The 17346-nt window shown below is 70.8% G+C and carries 22 protein-coding genes and 1 pseudogene; 12 read left to right on the forward strand and 11 right to left on the reverse strand.

Annotated features, from left to right (window positions below):
- Positions 1 to 63 precede the first annotated feature (63 nt).
- Together A3CQ_RS0137445 and A3CQ_RS55445 are read left to right on the forward strand one after the other, a co-directional pair.
- Positions 64 to 462 (forward strand): hypothetical protein, encoded by a 399-nt coding sequence (locus A3CQ_RS0137445; protein WP_026206647.1) that lies wholly within the window; start codon positions 64 to 66, stop codon positions 460 to 462.
- A gap of 5 nt (positions 463 to 467) precedes the next feature.
- Positions 468 to 1022, forward strand: coding sequence for an Rv1733c family protein (locus tag A3CQ_RS55445; RefSeq protein ID WP_020516095.1), 555 nt, complete (start codon positions 468 to 470; stop codon positions 1020 to 1022).
- A gap of 39 nt (positions 1023 to 1061) precedes the next feature.
- Here A3CQ_RS55445 and A3CQ_RS0137455 read toward each other — a convergent pair whose 3' ends face one another.
- Both A3CQ_RS0137455 and gadC read right to left on the reverse strand, forming a co-directional pair.
- On the reverse strand, positions 1062 to 1490 hold the full coding sequence (locus A3CQ_RS0137455) for an EH domain-containing protein (protein ID WP_245577519.1): 429 nt from the start codon (positions 1488 to 1490) through the stop codon (positions 1062 to 1064).
- Positions 1487 to 2959: a glutamate/gamma-aminobutyrate antiporter GadC gene (gene gadC / locus A3CQ_RS0137460; RefSeq protein ID WP_040433769.1), complete on the reverse strand. Its 1473-nt coding sequence runs from the start codon at positions 2957 to 2959 to the stop codon at positions 1487 to 1489. The genes A3CQ_RS0137455 and gadC overlap by 4 nt, the downstream gene beginning before the upstream one ends.
- 135 nt (positions 2960 to 3094) lie before the next feature.
- On the opposite strand from gadC, the gene A3CQ_RS0137470 reads away from it, so the two are divergent.
- Positions 3095 to 3871, forward strand: a complete 777-nt coding sequence (locus A3CQ_RS0137470; protein ID WP_020516099.1) for an N-formylglutamate amidohydrolase — start codon at positions 3095 to 3097, stop codon at positions 3869 to 3871.
- Here A3CQ_RS0137470 and A3CQ_RS0137475 read toward each other — a convergent pair.
- Positions 3855 to 4445 (reverse strand): TetR/AcrR family transcriptional regulator, encoded by a 591-nt coding sequence (locus A3CQ_RS0137475; protein ID WP_020516100.1) that lies wholly within the window; start codon positions 4443 to 4445, stop codon positions 3855 to 3857. The genes A3CQ_RS0137470 and A3CQ_RS0137475 overlap by 17 nt on opposite strands.
- An 87-nt stretch (positions 4446 to 4532) precedes the next feature.
- On the opposite strand from A3CQ_RS0137475, the gene A3CQ_RS0137480 reads away from it, so the two are divergent.
- Positions 4533 to 5918 (forward strand): MDR family MFS transporter, encoded by a 1386-nt coding sequence (locus A3CQ_RS0137480; RefSeq protein ID WP_020516101.1) that lies wholly within the window; start codon positions 4533 to 4535, stop codon positions 5916 to 5918.
- On the opposite strand, the gene A3CQ_RS0137485 is transcribed toward A3CQ_RS0137480, so the two are convergent.
- From A3CQ_RS0137485 to A3CQ_RS0137500, 4 genes and pseudogenes are all read right to left on the reverse strand, one after another.
- The gene (locus tag A3CQ_RS0137485) at positions 5907 to 6626 is read right to left on the reverse strand and encodes an MBL fold metallo-hydrolase (protein ID WP_020516102.1); all 720 of its coding nucleotides are present in this window, start codon (positions 6624 to 6626) and stop codon (positions 5907 to 5909) included. The genes A3CQ_RS0137480 and A3CQ_RS0137485 overlap by 12 nt on opposite strands.
- A 9-nt stretch (positions 6627 to 6635) precedes the next feature.
- Positions 6636 to 7199: a zinc ribbon domain-containing protein gene (locus A3CQ_RS64120; protein ID WP_369076496.1), complete on the reverse strand. Its 564-nt coding sequence runs from the start codon at positions 7197 to 7199 to the stop codon at positions 6636 to 6638.
- Positions 7160 to 8071, reverse strand: a pseudogene (locus tag A3CQ_RS64125) (transposase); the annotation flags it as partial. The pseudogene A3CQ_RS64125 and the gene A3CQ_RS64120, both read right to left, overlap by 40 nt.
- 85 nt (positions 8072 to 8156) lie before the next feature.
- Positions 8157 to 8627, reverse strand: coding sequence for a hypothetical protein (locus tag A3CQ_RS0137500; RefSeq protein WP_020516105.1), 471 nt, complete (start codon positions 8625 to 8627; stop codon positions 8157 to 8159).
- Between the two features lie 178 nt (positions 8628 to 8805).
- Between A3CQ_RS0137500 and A3CQ_RS0137505 the strand changes: the two genes are divergently transcribed.
- Positions 8806 to 9582, forward strand: a complete 777-nt coding sequence (locus tag A3CQ_RS0137505; protein WP_020516106.1) for a phosphatase PAP2 family protein — start codon at positions 8806 to 8808, stop codon at positions 9580 to 9582.
- Here A3CQ_RS0137505 and A3CQ_RS0137510 read toward each other — a convergent pair whose 3' ends face one another.
- Genes A3CQ_RS0137510 through A3CQ_RS55450 form a run of 3 tightly spaced genes read right to left on the reverse strand, consistent with a single transcriptional unit; the run spans position 9583 to position 11835 of the window.
- Positions 9583 to 10896: a neutral zinc metallopeptidase gene (locus A3CQ_RS0137510; RefSeq protein WP_020516107.1), complete on the reverse strand. Its 1314-nt coding sequence runs from the start codon at positions 10894 to 10896 to the stop codon at positions 9583 to 9585.
- Positions 10897 to 10947: 51 nt separating this feature from the next.
- Positions 10948 to 11223: a hypothetical protein gene (locus A3CQ_RS59700; RefSeq protein WP_020516108.1), complete on the reverse strand. Its 276-nt coding sequence runs from the start codon at positions 11221 to 11223 to the stop codon at positions 10948 to 10950.
- A gap of 21 nt (positions 11224 to 11244) precedes the next feature.
- Entirely contained in the window at positions 11245 to 11835 is a 591-nt protein-coding gene (locus A3CQ_RS55450) for a hypothetical protein (protein WP_020516109.1), read from the reverse strand.
- Between the two features lie 104 nt (positions 11836 to 11939).
- Here A3CQ_RS55450 and A3CQ_RS0137520 point away from each other — a divergent pair, with 104 nt between their 5' ends.
- The 5 genes from A3CQ_RS0137520 (at position 11940) to A3CQ_RS0137540 (ending at position 15399) form a co-directional block, all read left to right on the forward strand.
- The gene (locus A3CQ_RS0137520) at positions 11940 to 13145 is read left to right on the forward strand and encodes a DUF8581 family protein (protein WP_020516110.1); all 1206 of its coding nucleotides are present in this window, start codon (positions 11940 to 11942) and stop codon (positions 13143 to 13145) included.
- An 89-nt stretch (positions 13146 to 13234) separates the two neighbouring features.
- A complete protein-coding gene (locus A3CQ_RS0137525) occupies positions 13235 to 13780 on the forward strand; it encodes a winged helix-turn-helix domain-containing protein (protein WP_026206648.1) in 546 nt (181 codons plus the stop codon).
- Positions 13705 to 14316 carry a transposase gene (locus tag A3CQ_RS0137530; protein ID WP_084699401.1) on the forward strand — a complete coding sequence of 204 codons (612 nt, stop codon included), beginning with the start codon at positions 13705 to 13707 and terminating at the stop codon, positions 14314 to 14316. Before A3CQ_RS0137525 ends, A3CQ_RS0137530 begins: the two co-directional genes overlap by 76 nt.
- A gap of 86 nt (positions 14317 to 14402) precedes the next feature.
- Complete coding sequence (locus A3CQ_RS0137535) at positions 14403 to 14783, forward strand: hypothetical protein (protein WP_020516113.1); 381 nt, start codon at positions 14403 to 14405, stop codon at positions 14781 to 14783.
- 10 nt (positions 14784 to 14793) lie between these two features.
- Positions 14794 to 15399 carry a DUF8581 family protein gene (locus A3CQ_RS0137540; protein ID WP_020516114.1) on the forward strand — a complete coding sequence of 202 codons (606 nt, stop codon included), beginning with the start codon at positions 14794 to 14796 and terminating at the stop codon, positions 15397 to 15399.
- Here the strand turns inward: A3CQ_RS0137540 and A3CQ_RS0137545 are convergent.
- Entirely contained in the window at positions 15385 to 15954 is a 570-nt protein-coding gene (locus A3CQ_RS0137545; RefSeq protein ID WP_020516115.1) for a DUF6197 family protein, read from the reverse strand. The two genes, A3CQ_RS0137540 and A3CQ_RS0137545, sit on opposite strands and share 15 nt — an antisense overlap.
- A gap of 101 nt (positions 15955 to 16055) precedes the next feature.
- On the opposite strand from A3CQ_RS0137545, the gene A3CQ_RS58100 reads away from it, so the two are divergent.
- The gene (locus A3CQ_RS58100; protein ID WP_020516116.1) at positions 16056 to 16487 is read left to right on the forward strand and encodes a hypothetical protein; all 432 of its coding nucleotides are present in this window, start codon (positions 16056 to 16058) and stop codon (positions 16485 to 16487) included.
- Positions 16484 to 17341: a tetratricopeptide repeat protein gene (locus A3CQ_RS0137555; protein WP_026206649.1), complete on the forward strand. Its 858-nt coding sequence runs from the start codon at positions 16484 to 16486 to the stop codon at positions 17339 to 17341. Before A3CQ_RS58100 ends, A3CQ_RS0137555 begins: the two co-directional genes overlap by 4 nt.
- Positions 17342 to 17346: the final 5 nt, after the last annotated feature.

Consider the following 17346-nt stretch of genomic DNA (forward strand, 5'->3'; position numbering starts at 1 on the left):
GCCGCGATCACCTCATCCGGGCGGGGTGACGTGTCCGGCGCCGGGGCCGACGATCCTCGGGACATGCGACGAATCACAGCGATCATCGCGGCGGCGGTGCTCGGCCTCCTTCCGGTGGCCGGGTGCAGCCAGGACACGCCGGCCGTCTGCGACAGCCTCACGGCGGTGCAGAACTCGGCCCAGCACGTCCGCGACACCAACGTGGCCGAGAACGGCCTCTCCCAGCTGCGCACGAACCTCAACCAGCTGCGCGCCGGCGTGCAGCAGCTCGTCGCCGACGCGAAGGGCCAATGGTCCGACCAGGCAAACGAGATCAGCGGCAACCTCGACATCCTCAAGGCCAGCGTGCAGGCGGCGCAGGCCACGCCGAGCGACACCAACATCGGCGCCATCCGCTCGGCGCTCACCACACTGCAGCAGAGCGTCCGCGACCTCGCCGACGCGATGCAGAGCACCTGCTGACCGCGATGGGCACGCGCTCGTTGCTGCGGCGACTGGGGTGGGAGCGCAACTCCCTGCGCCGCGGAACCGATCGCCTCGAGGCCTGGCTGAACGCCGTGCTGCTGGTCCTGCTGGTGCTGATCGGCGGGGCGCTGGCCGGTTACACCGGCCGGGCCGCGTACCGGGACCAGGCGCGCGCCGCGGCCTGGGACCGGGCGCACCGCTTCGAGGTGTGGGCGGTTCTGCTGGACAAGCCGTCGGCGCCGCAGGGCACCGCTCGCGGCCGCTGGAAGGCCCCGGACGGCACCGCCCGCACCGGCCCGGTGGCGACCGGGGAGACCGGCGGAATCGGGACCTGGGTGCCGATCTGGGTCGACGAGAAGGGCGCGGTCGCCGCGGCGCCGCCCCGCCGCGACCCGGCCTCGCAGGCGGCCGGCGTCGTCGCGGTCACGCTCGGCCTGGTGGCCACGGCGCTCGGCGCGGTCTGGCTGCTCTGCCGCCGTCTGCTCGACCGCCGGCGCCTGCGATCCTGGCAGGCCGAGTGGGTCGACGTGGGTCCGCGCTGGTCGAAGTACCGATAGCGAAAGGGGGGCCGGACGGCCCCCCTTTCCGATGAGCACTCAGGACGCGACGTCGGCCGTCTTCAGGTTGTCCACGACCTCCTGGAAGTCCGCGGCCTTGTCCGGGCAGTACACCTTGACGATCAGGAGCACGCCCTCGACCGCCTTGTTGTCGGCGATGATCGGACGCTGCCCCGGCCCGGCCGCGCCGTTGGTGAGCTGGCCGTAGAGGATGCTCTTGACCAGCGCGTTGGCCGGCGCCACGCAGACCGCGCCGCCGTCGTCGCCGAGCACGTTGTAGATCTGCTGAAGCTCCGGCACCGGCAGGCCGGCCGAGGCCAGCTCGGCGCTGAGCTGATTGGCCTTGTCGACCGCCTCCTGGTTCTTCTTGTTCGAGTTGAAGATCGACACGGCGACGATCATCATCCCGAGGAAGAAGATCCCGAGGACGATCCAGGTGACCCGCCGCTCGCGGTGAACGTCCATCATGACTGCGCCACCTCCGCCTCGACGTTCTCGGCGTCCGCCGTCTTCCAGGACGGCTTGCGGAACCGGTAGAACAGGAACGGCACGAGCAGGCCGAGGCCGAGCGCGCCGCCGGCCACGATCCCGACGTACAGGCCGGTGCTGCCGGAGCCGAACTGCGACGGCGGGATGAAGCCGATCAGCAGGGCGGCCAGCGAGGCCGCGAAGCCGACGCCGCACAGCCCGACGAGCATCGGGGCCTTGTAGCCGCGCGGGTGGTCCGGCTGGCTACGCCGCAACCGCACCGCGGCCACGAACATCAGCAGGTAGACGATCAGGTACACCTGCGTCGTGATCACCGAGAAGATCCAGTACACGCTCGAGACGTCCGGGATGAACGCGTAGCCCAGCGCGATGACCGTCGTGACCAGGCCCTGGGTGACCAGGATGTTCTGCTGCACGCCGTGCTTGTTGAGCTTCTGCAGGAACGGCGGCAGGTAGCCCTCCTTGCGTGAGATCAGCAGCAGGCCCTTGGACGGGCCGGCCAGCCAGGTGAGCATGCCGCCCAGCGACGCCGTCACCAGCATGATGCCGACGATCGGGGTCAGCCATGACGAGTTGAACTGCGCGAACATCGCGTCGAACGCCTGCATGACGCCCGCGGTCAGCGACAGCTGGTCGGCCGGGACCACCCAGCTGATCGCCAGTGCCGGCAGGATGAAGATGACCAGCACCAGGCCCATGGCCAGGAACATCGACTTCGGGAACTCCTTGCCCGGGTTCTTCAGCGAGCTGACGTGCACCGCGTTCATCTCCATGCCCGAGTACGACAGGAAGTTGTTCACGATCAGCACGAGGCTGGACAGGCCCGCCCAGGCCGGCAGCAGGTGACTGGCGTCCATCGGCGCCGCGGACTCGTTGCCCTGGCCGAGGAAGACCGCGCCGAGTGTCACGAGCACCACGCCCGGGATCAGCGTGCCGATGATCAGGCCGCCGCTGGCGAGCCCGGCCACCGATCCGGTGCCGCGCGACGACACCCAGACCCCGCTCCAGTAGCAGACCATGATCACGAGCGCGGTCCACAGGCCGCTCGACGCCAGGTCCGGATTGATCACGTACGCGAGCGTGCTGGCCACGAACCCGAGCAGGCTCGGGTAGTAGAAGATGGTCATCGCGAACTGGCACCAGACCGCGAGGAAGCCCATCGGCTTCGACAGTCCCTGGCTCACCCAGTTGTAGACGCCACCGGTCCAGCCCGACGCCAGTTCCGCCGAGACCAGCGAGGTCGGCAGCAGGAAGACGATCGCCGGGACGATGTACAGGAAGATGCAGGCCAGTCCGTACACCGCCATCGTCGGCGCGGCACGGAGACTCGCCACCGAGCTGGTGGTCATCATCGCGAGCGCGATCCAGGAAATGTAGTGAACGGCTTTCGGCTTCGCGGCGGCTGACGATGCCGCTGCTGCGGGCGCGCGTCCCGCGGGTACATCCATCGCGCTCACGCCGGCTCCTTTCCGGACAGAGAGACCTCAGGCTCGAATCATCAGCTCCGATCGAAGATCGCAACCTCATCCCTGGCGGGCTAAAGGCCTGGCTCACCCGAGGGTGGGAAGGGCGTAGGCTGCCGGATGATGATCTTCAGAGTCACGCCCGGCGCCCCGGAATCGCCCGTGATCCTGCATGTCCCGCACGCCTCGCGGGCGATCACCCCGCGGGCGCGGGCAGGCCTGATGGCCGACGACGCGCAGCTCGCCGAGGAGTTGGACCATCTGACCGATGCGCACACCGATCTGATCGCCCATCGCGCGGCGGCGGCCGCGACGACCACGCCGTGGATCTTCGAGAACCTCTGGTCCCGCCTGGTCGTCGATCCCGAGCGCTTTCCCGACGACCGCGAGGAAATGCGGGCGGTGGGCATGGGCGCCGTTTACACGGCGGGCTTCGCGGGACGAAAGCTTCGTGACGACGATTCCGTACGCGACCAGGCCCTTCTACAAACGCATTTCACGCCTTATTCCGAATTCGCGGCGGAACTGGTCGCCGCCCGGTTGGCCGGAACCGGCCGTGCGATCGTCGTCGATGTCCACTCCTACGCGACGGTGCTTCTCCCGTACGAAATCCATCGCGAAAGCGCCCGCCCGCCGATCTGCCTGGGCACGGACCGCAACCACACACCCGGCTGGCTTCTCGATGCCGCGAAAGCGGCGTTCCCCGAGAATGCGCTGAACACGCCGTTCGCGGGCTGCTACGTGCCGCTGGAGTTCTACGGGCGCGAGCCGCGCGTCTCGGCCCTGATGATCGAGATTCGCCGCGACGGATACATGACCGAGCCGGGCGGCCCGCCGCACGAGGGCCTCGACGCCGTGGCCGCCCGCCTGACCACCTTGATCAACGCGATTTCGTGACCAGCGGCAGGAAGATGTCGTCGACGATCTCCGCGATGGCCTCCTCGGACACCGGCTTCATGGTCATCAGCAGCTCGTGCCGCAGGAGATCGCCGGGCAGCGCCGCGATGCGCGGGGTCAGCCGCTCGGGGTCGATCTCCCCGCGCTCGATGGCGCGCTGGACGATCACGTCGAACCCGAACGGCCGTTTCCGCTCGGCCAGGAACTGGTCGCGCAGCTCGCCCGGCGTCGTCCCGGTCTCCTCGAAGAACCCGCCCATCTGCACGCTGAACAGCGCCACCAGCGAGAGCCGCCGCGCCGACACCTCGCGCAGCAGCGCCACCAGGTCGTCCCGGAACGACCCGGTGTCCGGCCACTCGAACAGGTCGCTGCGGCTGAAGTGCCGCACGGCCGCGACCGCCAGGTCGGACCGCTGCGGCCAGCGCCGATAGATCACCGGCCGGCTGGTCCCGGCCCGCGCCGCGACCCCCTCGAAGGTGAACCGCGCGTACCCCACGGCGACGAGCTCCTGCCACGCCGCCTCGAGCAGGGCCTCCTCGAGATCCGCCCCGCGCCGCCGCGTCTCGCCCGCCATTAGATACACCCTCGCATCTTATTGACACCCGGTCCCCGCCGGAGTAGTTCTAGATACGTCAGCGTATCTTATTGACGGGGGAACTTCATGACCGCCACCAAGCAACGCCTCGATCCGGCCCTGATCCGCCTGGCCGTGGTCATGCTCACCGGCGTCCTCGCGGTCGTCTTCGACACCACGATCGTCAACGTAGCCCTCGACACGCTCGGCCGTGAGCTGCAGGTCGGCGTGGCGACCGTCCAGTGGGTGACCACGGGTTACCTGCTCGCCCTGGGCGTGTCGGTGCCGGTCACCGGCTGGCTGATCGACCGCTGGGGCGGCAAGCGCATCTGGATGATCGCCCTGGTCATCTTCCTGGCCGGCTCGATCGGCGCCTCGCTGGCGCCCAGCGCCACCGCCCTGATCGCCTGGCGCGTGTTCCAGGGCGTCGGCGGCGGCCTGATGCTCCCGGTGATGACGACGCTGCTGGTCCAAGCGGCCGGCGGCGAGATGCTCGGCAGCGCCGTCGCCCTGATCTCGATGCCGATCGTGCTGGGCCCGGTCCTCGGCCCGTTCATCGGCGGCCTGATCGTCGAGCATCTCTCCTGGCGCTGGATCTTCTGGGTCAACGTCCCGTTCTGCGTGGCCGGCCTGATCCTGGCCTGGCGTCTCATGCCCCCGCTGCCCGGCTCGGGCCGCGCCCGCCTGGACGTCCCCGGCCTGCTCCTGATCACGCCGGGCATCGCGGCCGCGGTCTTCGCCCTGTCCCGGGTCGGCGTGGACGACGGCTTCCTGTACCCCTCGGTGATCGTCCCCCTGCTGGCGAGCGCCGTCCTGCTGGCCGTCTTCGCGGCCCGGTCCTGGAGGCGAGGCGACCGCGCCCTGGTCGACGTCCGGCTGTTCCGGGCCGGCTCGTTCTCGGCGGCCAGCGCGCTGCTGTTCCTCTCCGGCTTCACCCTCTACGGCGGCATGCTGCTGGTCCCGCTCTACTTCCAGCAGGTACGCGGCACGTCGGCCTTCGTCGCCGGCCTCCTGATCGGCGTCCAGGGCCTGGGAGTCCTGGCCAGCCGCAGCGTGGCCGGCACGCTGACCGACCGCATCGGCGCCCGCTGGGTGACCTTCGCCGGCCTGGTCGTGGTGGCGGTGGCCACCGTCCCGTTCGCCCTGGCCACCGCCCACACCACCGAGTGGTGGCTGGTGGCGACGCTGATACTCCGGGGCGTGGGCCTGGGCGCCGTGACCATTCCCGTGATGGCCTCGGCCTACGTGGGCCTGGCGAAACCGGAGGTTCCCCACGCCAGCATCATCACCCGGGTGGCCCAGCAGATCGGCGGCTCGTTCGGCACCGCGGTGATCGCCGTGATCCTCTCCCGCGCGATCGCCACCCACGCCCCGGCCGACGCCTTCGACATCGCCTTCTGGTGGTCGATCGCCTTCACCCTCGCCGCCCTGGCCCTGGCTCCCCGCCTCCCGGTGCCCGCGTCAGTCCGGTAGTTCGTTCGCGACGGCGTCCAGGGCCGCGGCTGCCCCCTCGGTCAGCGGCTCGCCGTGGCCGAAGCAGACGATCGACGGCGAGAGCGCCGCGAGCCGCCGGGCCGTCGCGGCCGCGGTCGGCGGGTCGGCGTTGAAGACACCGAGCATGACCCGGCCGCCCGGACCGCGCGCGATCGTGTCGCCGGCGAGAAGCACCCCCGGATCGGGCAGGTGAAAGACGACGCTCCCCGGCGTGTGTCCCGGCGCCCCCACGCAGACGGCCCGCACTCCGCCGCCCAGATCGATGGTCGCCCCGTCGTCGAGCAGGTGGTCCACCCGCACCGGCGGCACCGGCGCCGACGTGTCGGTCCCGGCGCCGACCTGGGCGAACAGCTCCCGCTCGAAGTCCGAGACGAGAACCGGCGGCGGCCCCGCGACCTCGCCGCGGATCATCGGCGCGTCCAGCCGATGGGCCTGCACCTCGACCTCACCCCAGCCGGCCACCTCCGCCGCCGACCCGGCGTGGTCCCCGTGGAAGTGCGTGAGCAGAACCCGCCGTACCTCCCGCTTCCGGTGCCCGAGCCGCTCGATCCCGCTGGCGATCGCGTCCGCCGACCCGGGAAGCCCGGTGTCGATCAGGGTGAGCCCGCCCGGATCGCGCCAGAGATAGGCGTGCCCCACCGGAAACCGAAACATGACCAGCTCGGGCAGCAACTCGACGACGTCCACGCGGTCACGCTAGTGCGGTGTGTCCACGAACGTCGACCGGGTTGGGTCCGGTGGTGTTGTGGATCCTCGCTCACGGGTGTGGGCGAGCGACTCCCCTGTGAAAGGGGCGGGCCTCCGCCGGCCAAGGGACCCGCCGGTCGCCGGTGGTCGGCGGCGGGGGTCACGCCGTGCCGTGGCGACTCCGGGGAGGTGTCGTCCGGCTCGACGGTGCGTAACCAGCCCAGCCGCCGGGATGCGGATGGGGGTGGTTGCGCCGCCCGGGGTGCGGGTGGCGATGGTGAACGCCGCGGCGAGATCACGATGCCCGGCGAACTGGCAATGCGGGCAGGACATGGTCCGGCCGGCGGGTTTGGGGATGCGTTTCCTGCAGTAGGGACAGGTCGACGAGGTGCGCGTTCGTCGACGAGGTGCAGCTGGATGCCGGCGAGGGTGGCTTTGTCGTGCAGGATTTGCAGGGTGCGGCCGATCTGCCANTGCCGCAGCCGCAGGTTGTGTCTCCGCCCTGCTTGCAGATTCAGTACCCCGCGTGGGTCGCCGACGGTCAGGGTGCCGATCCGTTGCTGGATGGCCCAGTGGATCACTGTCTTGGCCGCCTCGTGCAGCGCCTGCCGCACCCGGCGCCGGTGTCTTCCCTCGACGAGGCGGGCTCGGCGGCGGGTCTTGCGCCATCGTCGTGACCCGTGCTGACCACGCGAAGGGGCGCGGTCGGCGGTCGCCCGTTGGCGGTGTTCGGTGTCGGCCAGGTGCAGTCGGTGTTCGGCCCGGATCGCCCGCCCGGACACCAGCAGCGCCTCACCGTCGGGCCCGGCGACCGCGAATGGGTGAATGATGCCGAGGTCCACCCCGGCCACCCGCTGCGGGTCGGGTGCACGCTCGGCGGGGTAAGTCGTGACCGGCAGTTCCGCGGTGACATCGATGCAGAGCCGGCCGTCGGCGAACAGCAGCGTCACCGACCGCACGGTGCCGGGCGGGTAGGGCAGGTGCCGGTCGAGGCGGACCATCAGCGGAGGGCATCCGCGTGCGGTCGGTAGGCGTAGCGCGCGGCCGGTGAGGGTGAAGGTGCCGTTGTACCAGCGGATCGGCATCGACGCTCGTCGCCGGCGCGGGTATCGGACTTCGAGCGCGCCGGCTTTGCGGCGGGCAGCGGCGGAGAACCAGGCATCGGAGTAGCGACGCAACACCGACCGGGCGCCCGCACTGTCGAGTTCGCCGAAGATGCCCGGCCCGGACTCGGCCAGTAGCCGGCACAACTGCTGATAACCCGCTACCGGCGGATCACCCCGGTGCCGCCGCCACCAATTGATCTCGAGAAGGCAGGCCCAGACGTCACCGGCGCAGCGCAGCAGCCCGAAACATCGTTGCCGCTGGGCCCGGGTCAGTCGCAGGCCGATCCGGGCGGTGCGGTGCACGACCGGTTCGGTATCTACATCACGACGTCTGGGCATGCCATCGAGTTTGCCGCGGGTCTAGTCGTTGAGCAACTAGCGGATCAACAATGGCACACCCTGCCCAACATTTGTGGTCACGGCACTAGCCGAACGTGGCCTCCACTGGTCCCACCCGCAGGATCCCGTCGTCGAGGGGCGTGCAGCGCACCCCGCCCTTCCCCCGCAGCGCCTTCCAGGCTCCCGGTCCGACGGTGACGTCCATCCACGCGCACGGATGCGCCTTCCGGTTGACCATCAGCCGCACCGGGCCGTCGCCGGAGTCGAGGGTCAGGACCTGGCCGACCAGGTCGTCGACGGGAACGCCGTCCAGCAGGATGTTGCGCCGGACCGCCAGGAGGCCGACTCCCGGGGGAAGCGACGTACGGGCGATCACCGTGATGCTGGCGTCCCGGTGCGCGGGCTTCGCGAAATACCGGTCCCCGACGATGCCCAGGCCGGCCCGGACGCGTACGGATGAAACCAGCTCACCGGCCGGAGCCGGCGCCGGACCGTCGGAAGGCCGTCCCTCGAAGCGGTGAATCGGGGAGGCGAGCAGCTCGACGATCTCCGGCATCCGGCGAGTGTAGGCCGCCCGACCAGGCGACCGCCGTGCCCCGGATGGTCACAGATTAACGACGTGGAACCCACAGGTGAAGGACGTCATACCGCACGGTTGCGAGCGTCTGGGAAGATCGCAAGCCGGTCACCGGTTGGCGCGGTGGACGGACGGAAACCGGGGGGAGAGAAGCGCGATGAGCCTCATCGAGGAGGAGATCTCCGGCGAACAAGGCGAACGCATCGCGCGGCGCGTCGCCCTGCGGCGGGCCCTCTACGAGATCCTGCTCGTGGTGGTGCTGTTCCTGGCGTACAAAATCGGTCGTCTTGCCGCCGACGGGCATGTCGGCGAGGCCATCGGCAACGCCGAGGACGTGTGGCATCTCGAGCGCCTGCTGCGGCTGCCGAGCGAGTACGGCCTGCAGCAGCTGGTCATCGCCCACGAATGGCTGATCAAGGCCGCGAACTGCTACTACGCGTACGTCCACTTCCCGGCGACCGCGGCCGCGCTGATCTGGCTCTACGTCCGCCGCCCCGAGCGCTACGTGCCCACCCGCCGGCTGCTCGCCTGGCTGACCGCGGCCTCGCTGGTCGTGCACCTGGTGTTCCCGCTGGCCCCGCCGCGCATGCTCACCACCGTCGGCATGGTCGACACCGGTCATCTGTTCGGCCCCGCGGTCTACGGCTCGCCGACCAGCGACACGCTCACCAACCAGTACGCGGCAATGCCGTCACTGCACGTCGGCTGGGCCCTCGCGATCGCGGTCGCGCTGATCGGCGCCACCCGGAGCAAATGGCGCTGGCTCTGGCTCGCCCATCCCGCGATCACCCTGCTTGTCGTCGTCGTGACCGGCAACCACTACTGGCTCGACGCGCTGGTCGCGACCTGCCTGCTGGGCGTCGTCGCCGCCGTGCTGTCGACCCGGGCGCAACCGATGCCCGCCCTCCCGAAGCCACGCGTCGGCCACGGCTGATCAGACGCAGACCCCGAGACCTTCCAAGACCCCTTTCCGGTACGCGGAGATGCGGTCGAACGCCGAAGGTCCGCCCCCCTTGCCGGCCCGGCCGAAGGCGAGCAGCGCCGCCACCGCCTCGTCCAGGTCGCCGGGGGACAGGTGCAGGTCGTTCGGGCTCTCGTCCCGGGTGAGCAGGTCGTTCGTCCACGACCCGGCGAGGCAGTCCACGGTCAGCTGCCCGGCCTTGTCGGCCGTGGAGGCGCCGCGCCGGTCCTGGGCGGCCCGCGCGAACAGGTCGCCGAGCAGCATGCCGACCGCGAAGTCCCCGATCCGGTCGTACAGCGTGGGACCGAGCTCGGATCCGTCGAACGCGATGAAGTCACCGGACGCGCAGTAGAACGCCGCCCCGCCCGCCGATGAGTCCGGTTTGTCGCAGTCGGGCGGGTTCCCGGCCTCGAACGTCTCCACCTTCACCGGCTGCCACTGCCGATCGTCCGCGATCTCCGGGAACGTCCGCTCCCAGTACTGCTCGGCGTCCTGGGCGAGCAGGTTCACCGCGTCGTCGTACGGCAGGTCGCCGCCGCTCTCCGCCTCGGCCCGGGAGCTGAACGGCACCTCGGTGACCTGCAGGTTGTCGGCGTCGTACCCGGCGCACCGCTTCGGGCCCTGCTGGATGCCCTCCTGGAACGCCCGGATCCGGTCGAACGCGTTGCCGTGCGCCCCGTCGGCCACGGCCGGCGTCCCCGGCTGGTCGCGCAGCATGAGGATGCCGGCCACCGTGTCGTCGAGCTGCTCGGCGGCCGGCTTCTTGAAGGCCGCCGAGTGCCCCGCCTGCACGTCCGCGAGCCAGGCGCCGGCGAAGCAGTCGGCCTGCTGCTCGAGCACCACCGTCGGCTGGTCGGTGTCGCCGAGCCGGGCCTGGACGGCGTGCCCGTACTCGTGTGCCATCACCACGCCGACCAGCAGCGGCCCGAAGTCCTCCTGCAGTTGCGGGATCAGGTTCTGCGCGTCCCAGGCGATGTAGTCCCCGTCCGGGCAGTAGAACGCGTTCGGCTGATAGCCCGCCGACTGGCCGCCGCAGTCCGGCGGCGGTTTCGATTCGGTGTACGGGTGGAAGCCGCCCCGGACCGGCTGGAACTTCCGGCCGCCCGCGATCTTCGGGAACTCGCCGCCCCAGTACCGCTCGACGTCCCGCAGCGACTTCGTCACCACGTCGGTCGAACTCGGGGCCCGGCTCGTCGTCGCGCGCCCGCCATCGTCCGGCGCCGGCACCAGTCCACATCCCGCCAGTGTCAGCACCAGCACCACCGCCACGACCCGCAGCGCCCGCATCCGGCCCTCCCTCAAGCCCGTGACTCCAGGAGTACCCAATGCCCGCAAGCTCTAAGGCGCGTCCCACCACGACAAGATCCGCAGCGCCCGTACGGTGTTCCACCGGCTGGCCCCGGGCGGCTCGAGCGGGAAGAACTGCTTTCCCGCGTATCCCGAATAGGTGGACCACCGCCCGTCCCGGCGCCGCGCCCGCCGTACCAATTCGACCGCGTCGCCGAGCCGCTCGTCTTTGTCGGCGCCGCTTCCCGCGAAGTACTCGAGGCCCCGCAGCACGTCGAAATGCCATTCCGGAAACGCCGGGAACCGCACGCTGGCCGGAATCGCCACGGCCCCGGTCCGGTGCGACCGTTAGAGGCGGTGCTTGAGGAAGAACTGCCGTCCCCGCTCGAGTGCCGTTCCGGTCGCCACCGTCCCGCCGGATCTCGCGTACGCGTCGAGCGCCTCCAGCGCCTGAATGCTGGTGTGGAACGAGCCGTGCATCCCCTTGTCGCCCCGGGACTTGCAATTCCACCCGCCGTCGTCGAGCTGCTCCCCGACGAGGTGCCCGACCAGGCCGTCGAGCCGCTCACCGCCGTACCGGAAAATGCTTGTGATCTTGATGAGCATCCCCACGATGCAGGTCTCCCGCGCGCGCCACCCGGCCTGCCATTGCCACAACCGGTCACATCCGCGCGCCGCCGCCGCATTCCCCGGCGTCAGGCCCAACCAGATCAAATGCATCATCGTGTACGTCGTGGAAGTCCATTTGGGGGAGTAGTCGCCCTCGCCCCATCCACCGTCGTCCCGCTGCAAGGCGAGAAGGCGAGCCCCCCACCCTTCCGTGGCCACCCGCGCCCGTTCCCGCTCGACCTCCTCCGCCGGGGCGCCCACCAGGTCCCGCACCCGCCACCGAACGGCCGGATCTCCCTCCAGCAGCCATGACCGAACGTCGTCGTCCATGCGCCACTTCTACCATTCCGGATCCGTCTTTCCGACAGTGGCGCGTCGATGTGCCCGGGCAGGTGATAGACAGCGAGTTTGGCGCGCGGCTTCGCGGAGGGCGGATGAGGCGGCTCTTCGACGATCTGCTCACCATCGAGGTCGACATCGTCCTCAAGGACAACTACCGTGCCGAGTCCCGCCGGCCGGGTGTGGAGGAACTGGACGTCGATCGCGCGCTGTCCGAGATAGCCCGTGCGTACGACCGCTATCTCGGGGAGGCCGCGGCCCTTCCCGTCGCTGGCACCTTCGCCGCCCTGCGGGAGCGCGCGGTGCGGGCCGAAGCCGCGCACCGCCGTCTGAAGGGCACGGACGAGCGGGCGGTGATCCTGCGGCGGATCCACCGGAACTGCGAGCAGATCGAGGGCGTGCTGGCGCGGGGGCGCCCCTACACCGCCGAGGACATCGTGCTGGTGCGCAAGATCTGGGAGATCGGGGTCGGCGTCATCGTCATGCAGACCGTCATCCAGCTCGACGGCGACGTCGTCACCCGGGTCTGCCCGGGCGGGGCGGCCTGGGAGCTGCCGTTGCACGAGTTGCACCGGGCGAGCGTCCGGGCCGCCGTCGGGTACTGGAACGTCCTGTTCGGACTGTTCGCGCACTTCACCGCCGGAACGGTGCGGAGCTTCCTGGCCGCGGTGGTCAGCAGCCGGCGCTGGCACGGGCAATCGGCCGCCGGGGACCTCCGGGCGCTGCCGGCCGCGTGCCTGGAGCTCCGGCGCCGGCTGTTCCGCCGCGGCGGCGCCACCCTGGACACGACCGACCCGGCCAGCGGCGTTATCGCCATCCGGACCGTGATCCAGCCCGACGGCGACCTGGTGTGCCACGTGGACGACGCTCTGGCGCCGGACAGCGCCCTGTGGAGCCTGCACGAGGCGAGCGTCGAGAAGTTCGCGGCGCAGGTCGCGGGGACCGTGCGCGGGCTCGACGCGCTGCTCAGCGGGGTGGTCCTGGCGCTGCCGGCGGTGATCGCGAGCGCTCTGGCCATCGGATCGGGGAAGGTCTGGGGCGCGGTCGCGGGCGTCGCCCTCGGCGGGGCGGCGGTGGGAGCGGCCAACGTCTGGGATGCCGCGCGGACGCCCGGGTCCGGCCGGGGCGTGCTGGCGCGGTGGAGCGCCTTCGCGATCGTCTGCCTGCTCGGCGGCGTGCTGGGCGCCGGCGCCGGCGAGCTGACCGATCTGCTGGTCTTCACGGTCGCCCTGCTGCCCGGCGTGCTGGTGAGCTGGGCCCTGCATTTCGCGCTGCGCCGATATCTCAGTCTGCGGCTCTAGAGACCTTTCGGGTTGGGGGTCTGTGTCTGATCCACTGTGACGCTTGTGGGTGATCGTGCCGGCGGGCTGGTATCGGGTCTGCTAAACGCATGCGATATGGCGACGGTGGCGGCGTTGACCAGGCGGAACGGGGACGGCGAGAGCGGGTACGGCAGCGGGCGGCGGTGTTGTTCGCGCAGGGTAGGTCGGCCCTCGAGGTTGCCGGGTTGCTGGAAGTGTCGACGAAGTCGGCGTATCAGTGGCGGCGGGCCTGGACGGCCGGCGGTGTCGACGCGTTGGCGTCGCGGGGGCCGGCAGGGCCGGATCCGAAGCTGTCGGACGCCCAGCTGGCCCGGTTGAAGCAACACTTGGAACAAGGGCCCGCCGCGGCCGGCTATGGCGAGGATCAGCGGTGGACTCTGGTCCGGATCGTGGCGTTGATCGCGGCCGTGTTCGGTATCCGGGTCGGAGTCAGCACGGCGTGGGAAGCGATGCGCCGGCTCGGCTGGACCAGCCAGCTGCCGTCGTATCGGGCGATCGAGCGGGACGAGGCTGCGATCGCGCATTGGCGCCGCTACCAGTGGCCGGCGGTAAAAGAGTCGCCGCACGACGGGCCGCCTGGATCTGTTTCGCCGACGAATGCGGCCAGACGCTAAAACCTCACAAAGCCGCCACCTGGGCACCGCGGGGTGTCACCCCGATCGCGCACGTCACCGCGACCGGCAACGCCCGGGTCTCGGTGGCCGGGCTGGTCTGTTACCGGCCCGGCCACCGATCCCGGCTGATCTACCGCACCAAAACCTCCGGCCGTGGCCGTAAAGGGGAGCCGAAAGGCTTCCGCGAGCGTGACTTCGCCCGGCTGCTCGACGCCGCCCACCGGCAGTTGCAGGCGCCGATCGTGCTTGTCTGGGACGGCCTGTCCGCGCACCGGTCCGCCCGGATGCGGGCACTGATCGCGGCCCGGTCCTGGCTACGTGTCTACCGCCTACCCGCCTACGCGCCCGAGCTCAACCCGATCGAGCAAGCCTGGTCAGGCCTCAAACGCAGCCTGGCCAACCTGCCCGCCCGCACCGCCAGCAGCCTGGCCATCGCGGTGAAGAACCGCCTTAAACGCATGCAACACCGCACCCATCTGATCGACGGCTACCTCACCGGAACCGGTCTATCCCCACCAGCACCGGCCAGACCCTGACCGCGAAAGGTCTCTAGACGTATTTGCGTGGCCGGTATCCGACCGGGCTATTGACCCGGTCGGATCGAGCAAAGACGCTCGACGCTGTGGCGAATGACGATGCGGCGCTCCGGCGCTCCGGCGAGGCCGATTCACACGACATCAAGGGCACGATCACCCGCATTTTCGCGGAAATGACCGAAATCAAGGTGGTCACCGCGGTGGGAAAGGTGGAGATCGTTTTCGAGGAGAGCGGCGGGCGCACCAAGACGAAGATCAACACGCCGGATCCGCCCACCGACGTGCTCATCACGATCTTCGACCTGGTCGACGGGGACGTGACCAACGTGATCTCGCCGGGGCTGCAGGACAACCAGGCCCTGCGGGATTTCCATCTGCAGCAGGTCGAGCGCAGCGTCCGCGTTCTGCCGGAACACTTCAAGGCGCTGATCGACGCGGCCGAGACGATCCTCAACCGCAAGTGGTGAGGGGCCCGACGTGGCGGGCCGGGCGCGGCAGATATTCGAGGACGTCCTCAACATCGAGATAAACATCATTCTCAAGCCGGGCATGACCGGCCGGAAGATGCCCGAGTCGCACTTCGCCCTGCTCGACGTCATCGGCGAGTACAACCGCTTCCTCGGCGGTGAAGGAGTCGACGAGGTCGTCACGGCCGATACATTCCGGGTGCTGGCGGAGCGCGCCAATTCGGCCGCGGCCGACGCCGTCATTTGCCGGCGGATAGCGCGGAACTGCGACGCGATCGAGCGCATACTCCGCCGGAAAGAGGTCGCCGACGCGGTCGGCGACGGCATCCGCGACGACGCCGGCCCGTCGGTCCACCTTCCGCTGGAGATGGACGAGGTCCTGGTCGTGCGGAAGGTGTGGGAGGTCGGTGTCGAGTCGATCGTGATGCAGACCGTCGCCCAGCTCGACGGCGACATCGTCACCCGCCTCGACCCGGACCGGGTCTCCACCACGGAGTCGCCGGTGCACACGGTGCATCGGGCCGCCGTCGAGACCGCGTTCCAGTACTGGCGCTTCCTGATCAAGACCGTCGTCGAGATCGGCGGCCGGGCGCTGCCGCGCTCACCCGGCGGGTAGTCGCGGTGCGGAGACGCGGGCGGCGGCCCGGTCCAGCAACCGCATGACGTCCTTCTGGGTCCGATGGTCCCGGTCGTTCCAGGTGGTCAGATCGCGGACCCGGGCGGCGCGGACCAGGGGCGGGCACAGCGGGCCGACCGGGTCGGTCGCGGCCGGCGTACCGGCGTCGAAGAGCGTGATCCAGAGGGCGTCGATGGCGGGGTACGCGTGCTCGGGGCGGGTGCTCTGCAGCCAGGCCCCGTGCATCACGGCGCCGACCAGGCACGCGCCGACGACCCGGCTGTGGTCGAGGCGTCCCGGCAGGAAGCGGTGCCGCGCCGGGCGGTGTCCCGCCGGAGTGTCCAGCACATACCACGTGTTCTGCGCCCACCCGCGGCCGACGACGCCGCGCGCGGCGGTGAGCACGGCCAGGGCGTCCTGCTGCCGGCGGCCGCCCGGGTTCGCCCGCGCCGGCTGAGGGGTCTCGCCGGGCGCCGGCCGCAACGCGGCCCTGACCGCCGCGACGAGCCGGGCCACCTGCCCGGCCGGGTGCTTCGAGGTGATCGTCTTCGACACGCTCCGCCTCCTGCTCGAGAGGGTCTGACACTTCATTCTCCTCGTGTTTCCCCGCTCGGCTACGCTGTGGCCGCGTGCGGCGGCGGAAGGAACGGGGATCGATGCAGGACGACTTGTTCCGGCCGACGATTCACCAGGAGTCCGGCGCCGGCCGGGCGCCGTGGCGGCCCGACTCGATCTACTATCCGGCGTTCTTCGGCGGCCCGCTCGCCGCGGCCACGCTCGGGCTGATCAACGGGCGGCGGCTGCGGCTGGGAACCGGTCCGATGCTGGCCGTCGCGGCCGCCGGGGTGCTCTGTTTCGGCGGCCGGCTCGCGTTGAGCGCGGCCGTCGGCGGCAGCTCGTCCCTGCGGCTGGCCGGATCGGTGTTCGGCGTGCTCACGGCGCTCGTCGTCGCGACCGTCGAGCGGCGGCCGTACCGAGCCTTCACCTATCGCGGCGGGAAACCGGCGAGCCTGATCGGGCCGGGTCTCGCCGCGGTGATCGGGTGCGGACTGGTCGAGGCCTTCGTGATCTTCGGGCTGGTGCGATGACGCCGGTCCTCGCCCGGGCGCAGGCGCTGCTCGAGACCGGGCGCCCTCGGGAGGCGCTGGCGGAACTGGCCACGCTGCCCGCCTCCGACGTGATGGCGCCGGGTGCCGCGCGGCTGCGGTGCGCCGCGCTCGCCCAGCTCGACCGCTGGCCCGAGGCGGGGGATGCGGCGCGGGCCGGGCTGTCCGCGAACGGGCCCGATCCCGGCCTGATGTACTGGCTGGCCTGTGCCGAGGAGCACGCGGGGAACGCCGAGTTCGCCGAGCGGATCCTGCTCGACGGGCTGGCGATCGCGCCGCACGACGCCGGCCTGCTCTGCGCGTACGCGGATCTCTGCGCCGGCGCCGGCCAGGGTGAGAAGGCCGCGAAGCTGGTCGCGCTGGCCGCCGCCCAGGATCCGCGGGCGCCGATGGTCTACGCGACCCGGGTCAAGGTCGCCTACGCCCGCGGCGACGACCGGGAGGCACAGCGGATCAGCCGCGAGTTCGTGGCCGCCTACCCGGCCGACCCGGTCGCGAACGCCCTGCTCGGCGGCGTCTCGGCCGCCCGGGGCCAGGTCGGGCCGGCCTACGCGGGCTTCCGCCGGGCCGTCGCCGAGGATCCCACCCAGCACGCGTACGCCGAGTCCGCCCTCGACATGCGCATCGCCGGCCACCCGCTGATGCTCCCGCTGCGCCCGATCGTCCGCTTCGGCGCGCTCAAGGTCTGGCTGGCCGCCGTCGTCCTCATCTTCGGCGTCCGGCTGCTGGGCGTGCCCTGGCTGTCCCTCCCGGTAGCGGCGGCCTGGCTGGCCTTCTGCGTCTACTCCTGGGTGGTGCCCCCACTCGTGCGCTGGTGGGTCCGCCGCCACTGGTGAACGGC

Source organism: Paractinoplanes globisporus DSM 43857, from assembly GCF_000379645.1.
GTDB lineage: Bacteria > Actinomycetota > Actinomycetes > Mycobacteriales > Micromonosporaceae > Actinoplanes > Actinoplanes globisporus.

Bases quoted from the DNA above. Each gene is read 5' to 3' on its own strand.
- A3CQ_RS0137445 (WP_026206647.1), top strand. From the start codon at position 64: ATGCGACGAATCACAGCGATCATCGCGGCGGCGGTGCTCGGCCTCCTT.
- A3CQ_RS55445 (WP_020516095.1), top strand. From the start codon at position 468: ATGGGCACGCGCTCGTTGCTGCGGCGACTGGGGTGGGAGCGCAACTCC.
- A3CQ_RS0137455 (WP_245577519.1), bottom strand. From the start codon at position 1,490: ATGATGGACGTTCACCGCGAGCGGCGGGTCACCTGGATCGTCCTCGGG.
- gadC (WP_040433769.1), bottom strand. From the start codon at position 2,959: ATGGATGTACCCGCGGGACGCGCGCCCGCAGCAGCGGCATCGTCAGCC.
- A3CQ_RS0137470 (WP_020516099.1), top strand. From the start codon at position 3,095: ATGATGATCTTCAGAGTCACGCCCGGCGCCCCGGAATCGCCCGTGATC.
- A3CQ_RS0137475 (WP_020516100.1), bottom strand. From the start codon at position 4,445: ATGGCGGGCGAGACGCGGCGGCGCGGGGCGGATCTCGAGGAGGCCCTG.
- A3CQ_RS0137480 (WP_020516101.1), top strand. From the start codon at position 4,533: ATGACCGCCACCAAGCAACGCCTCGATCCGGCCCTGATCCGCCTGGCC.
- A3CQ_RS0137500 (WP_020516105.1), bottom strand. From the start codon at position 8,627: ATGCCGGAGATCGTCGAGCTGCTCGCCTCCCCGATTCACCGCTTCGAG.
- A3CQ_RS0137505 (WP_020516106.1), top strand. From the start codon at position 8,806: ATGAGCCTCATCGAGGAGGAGATCTCCGGCGAACAAGGCGAACGCATC.
- A3CQ_RS0137510 (WP_020516107.1), bottom strand. From the start codon at position 10,896: ATGCGGGCGCTGCGGGTCGTGGCGGTGGTGCTGGTGCTGACACTGGCG.
- A3CQ_RS55450 (WP_020516109.1), bottom strand. From the start codon at position 11,835: ATGGACGACGACGTTCGGTCATGGCTGCTGGAGGGAGATCCGGCCGTT.
- A3CQ_RS0137520 (WP_020516110.1), top strand. From the start codon at position 11,940: ATGAGGCGGCTCTTCGACGATCTGCTCACCATCGAGGTCGACATCGTC.
- A3CQ_RS0137525 (WP_026206648.1), top strand. From the start codon at position 13,235: ATGCGATATGGCGACGGTGGCGGCGTTGACCAGGCGGAACGGGGACGG.
- A3CQ_RS58100 (WP_020516116.1), top strand. From the start codon at position 16,056: ATGCAGGACGACTTGTTCCGGCCGACGATTCACCAGGAGTCCGGCGCC.
- A3CQ_RS0137555 (WP_026206649.1), top strand. From the start codon at position 16,484: ATGACGCCGGTCCTCGCCCGGGCGCAGGCGCTGCTCGAGACCGGGCGC.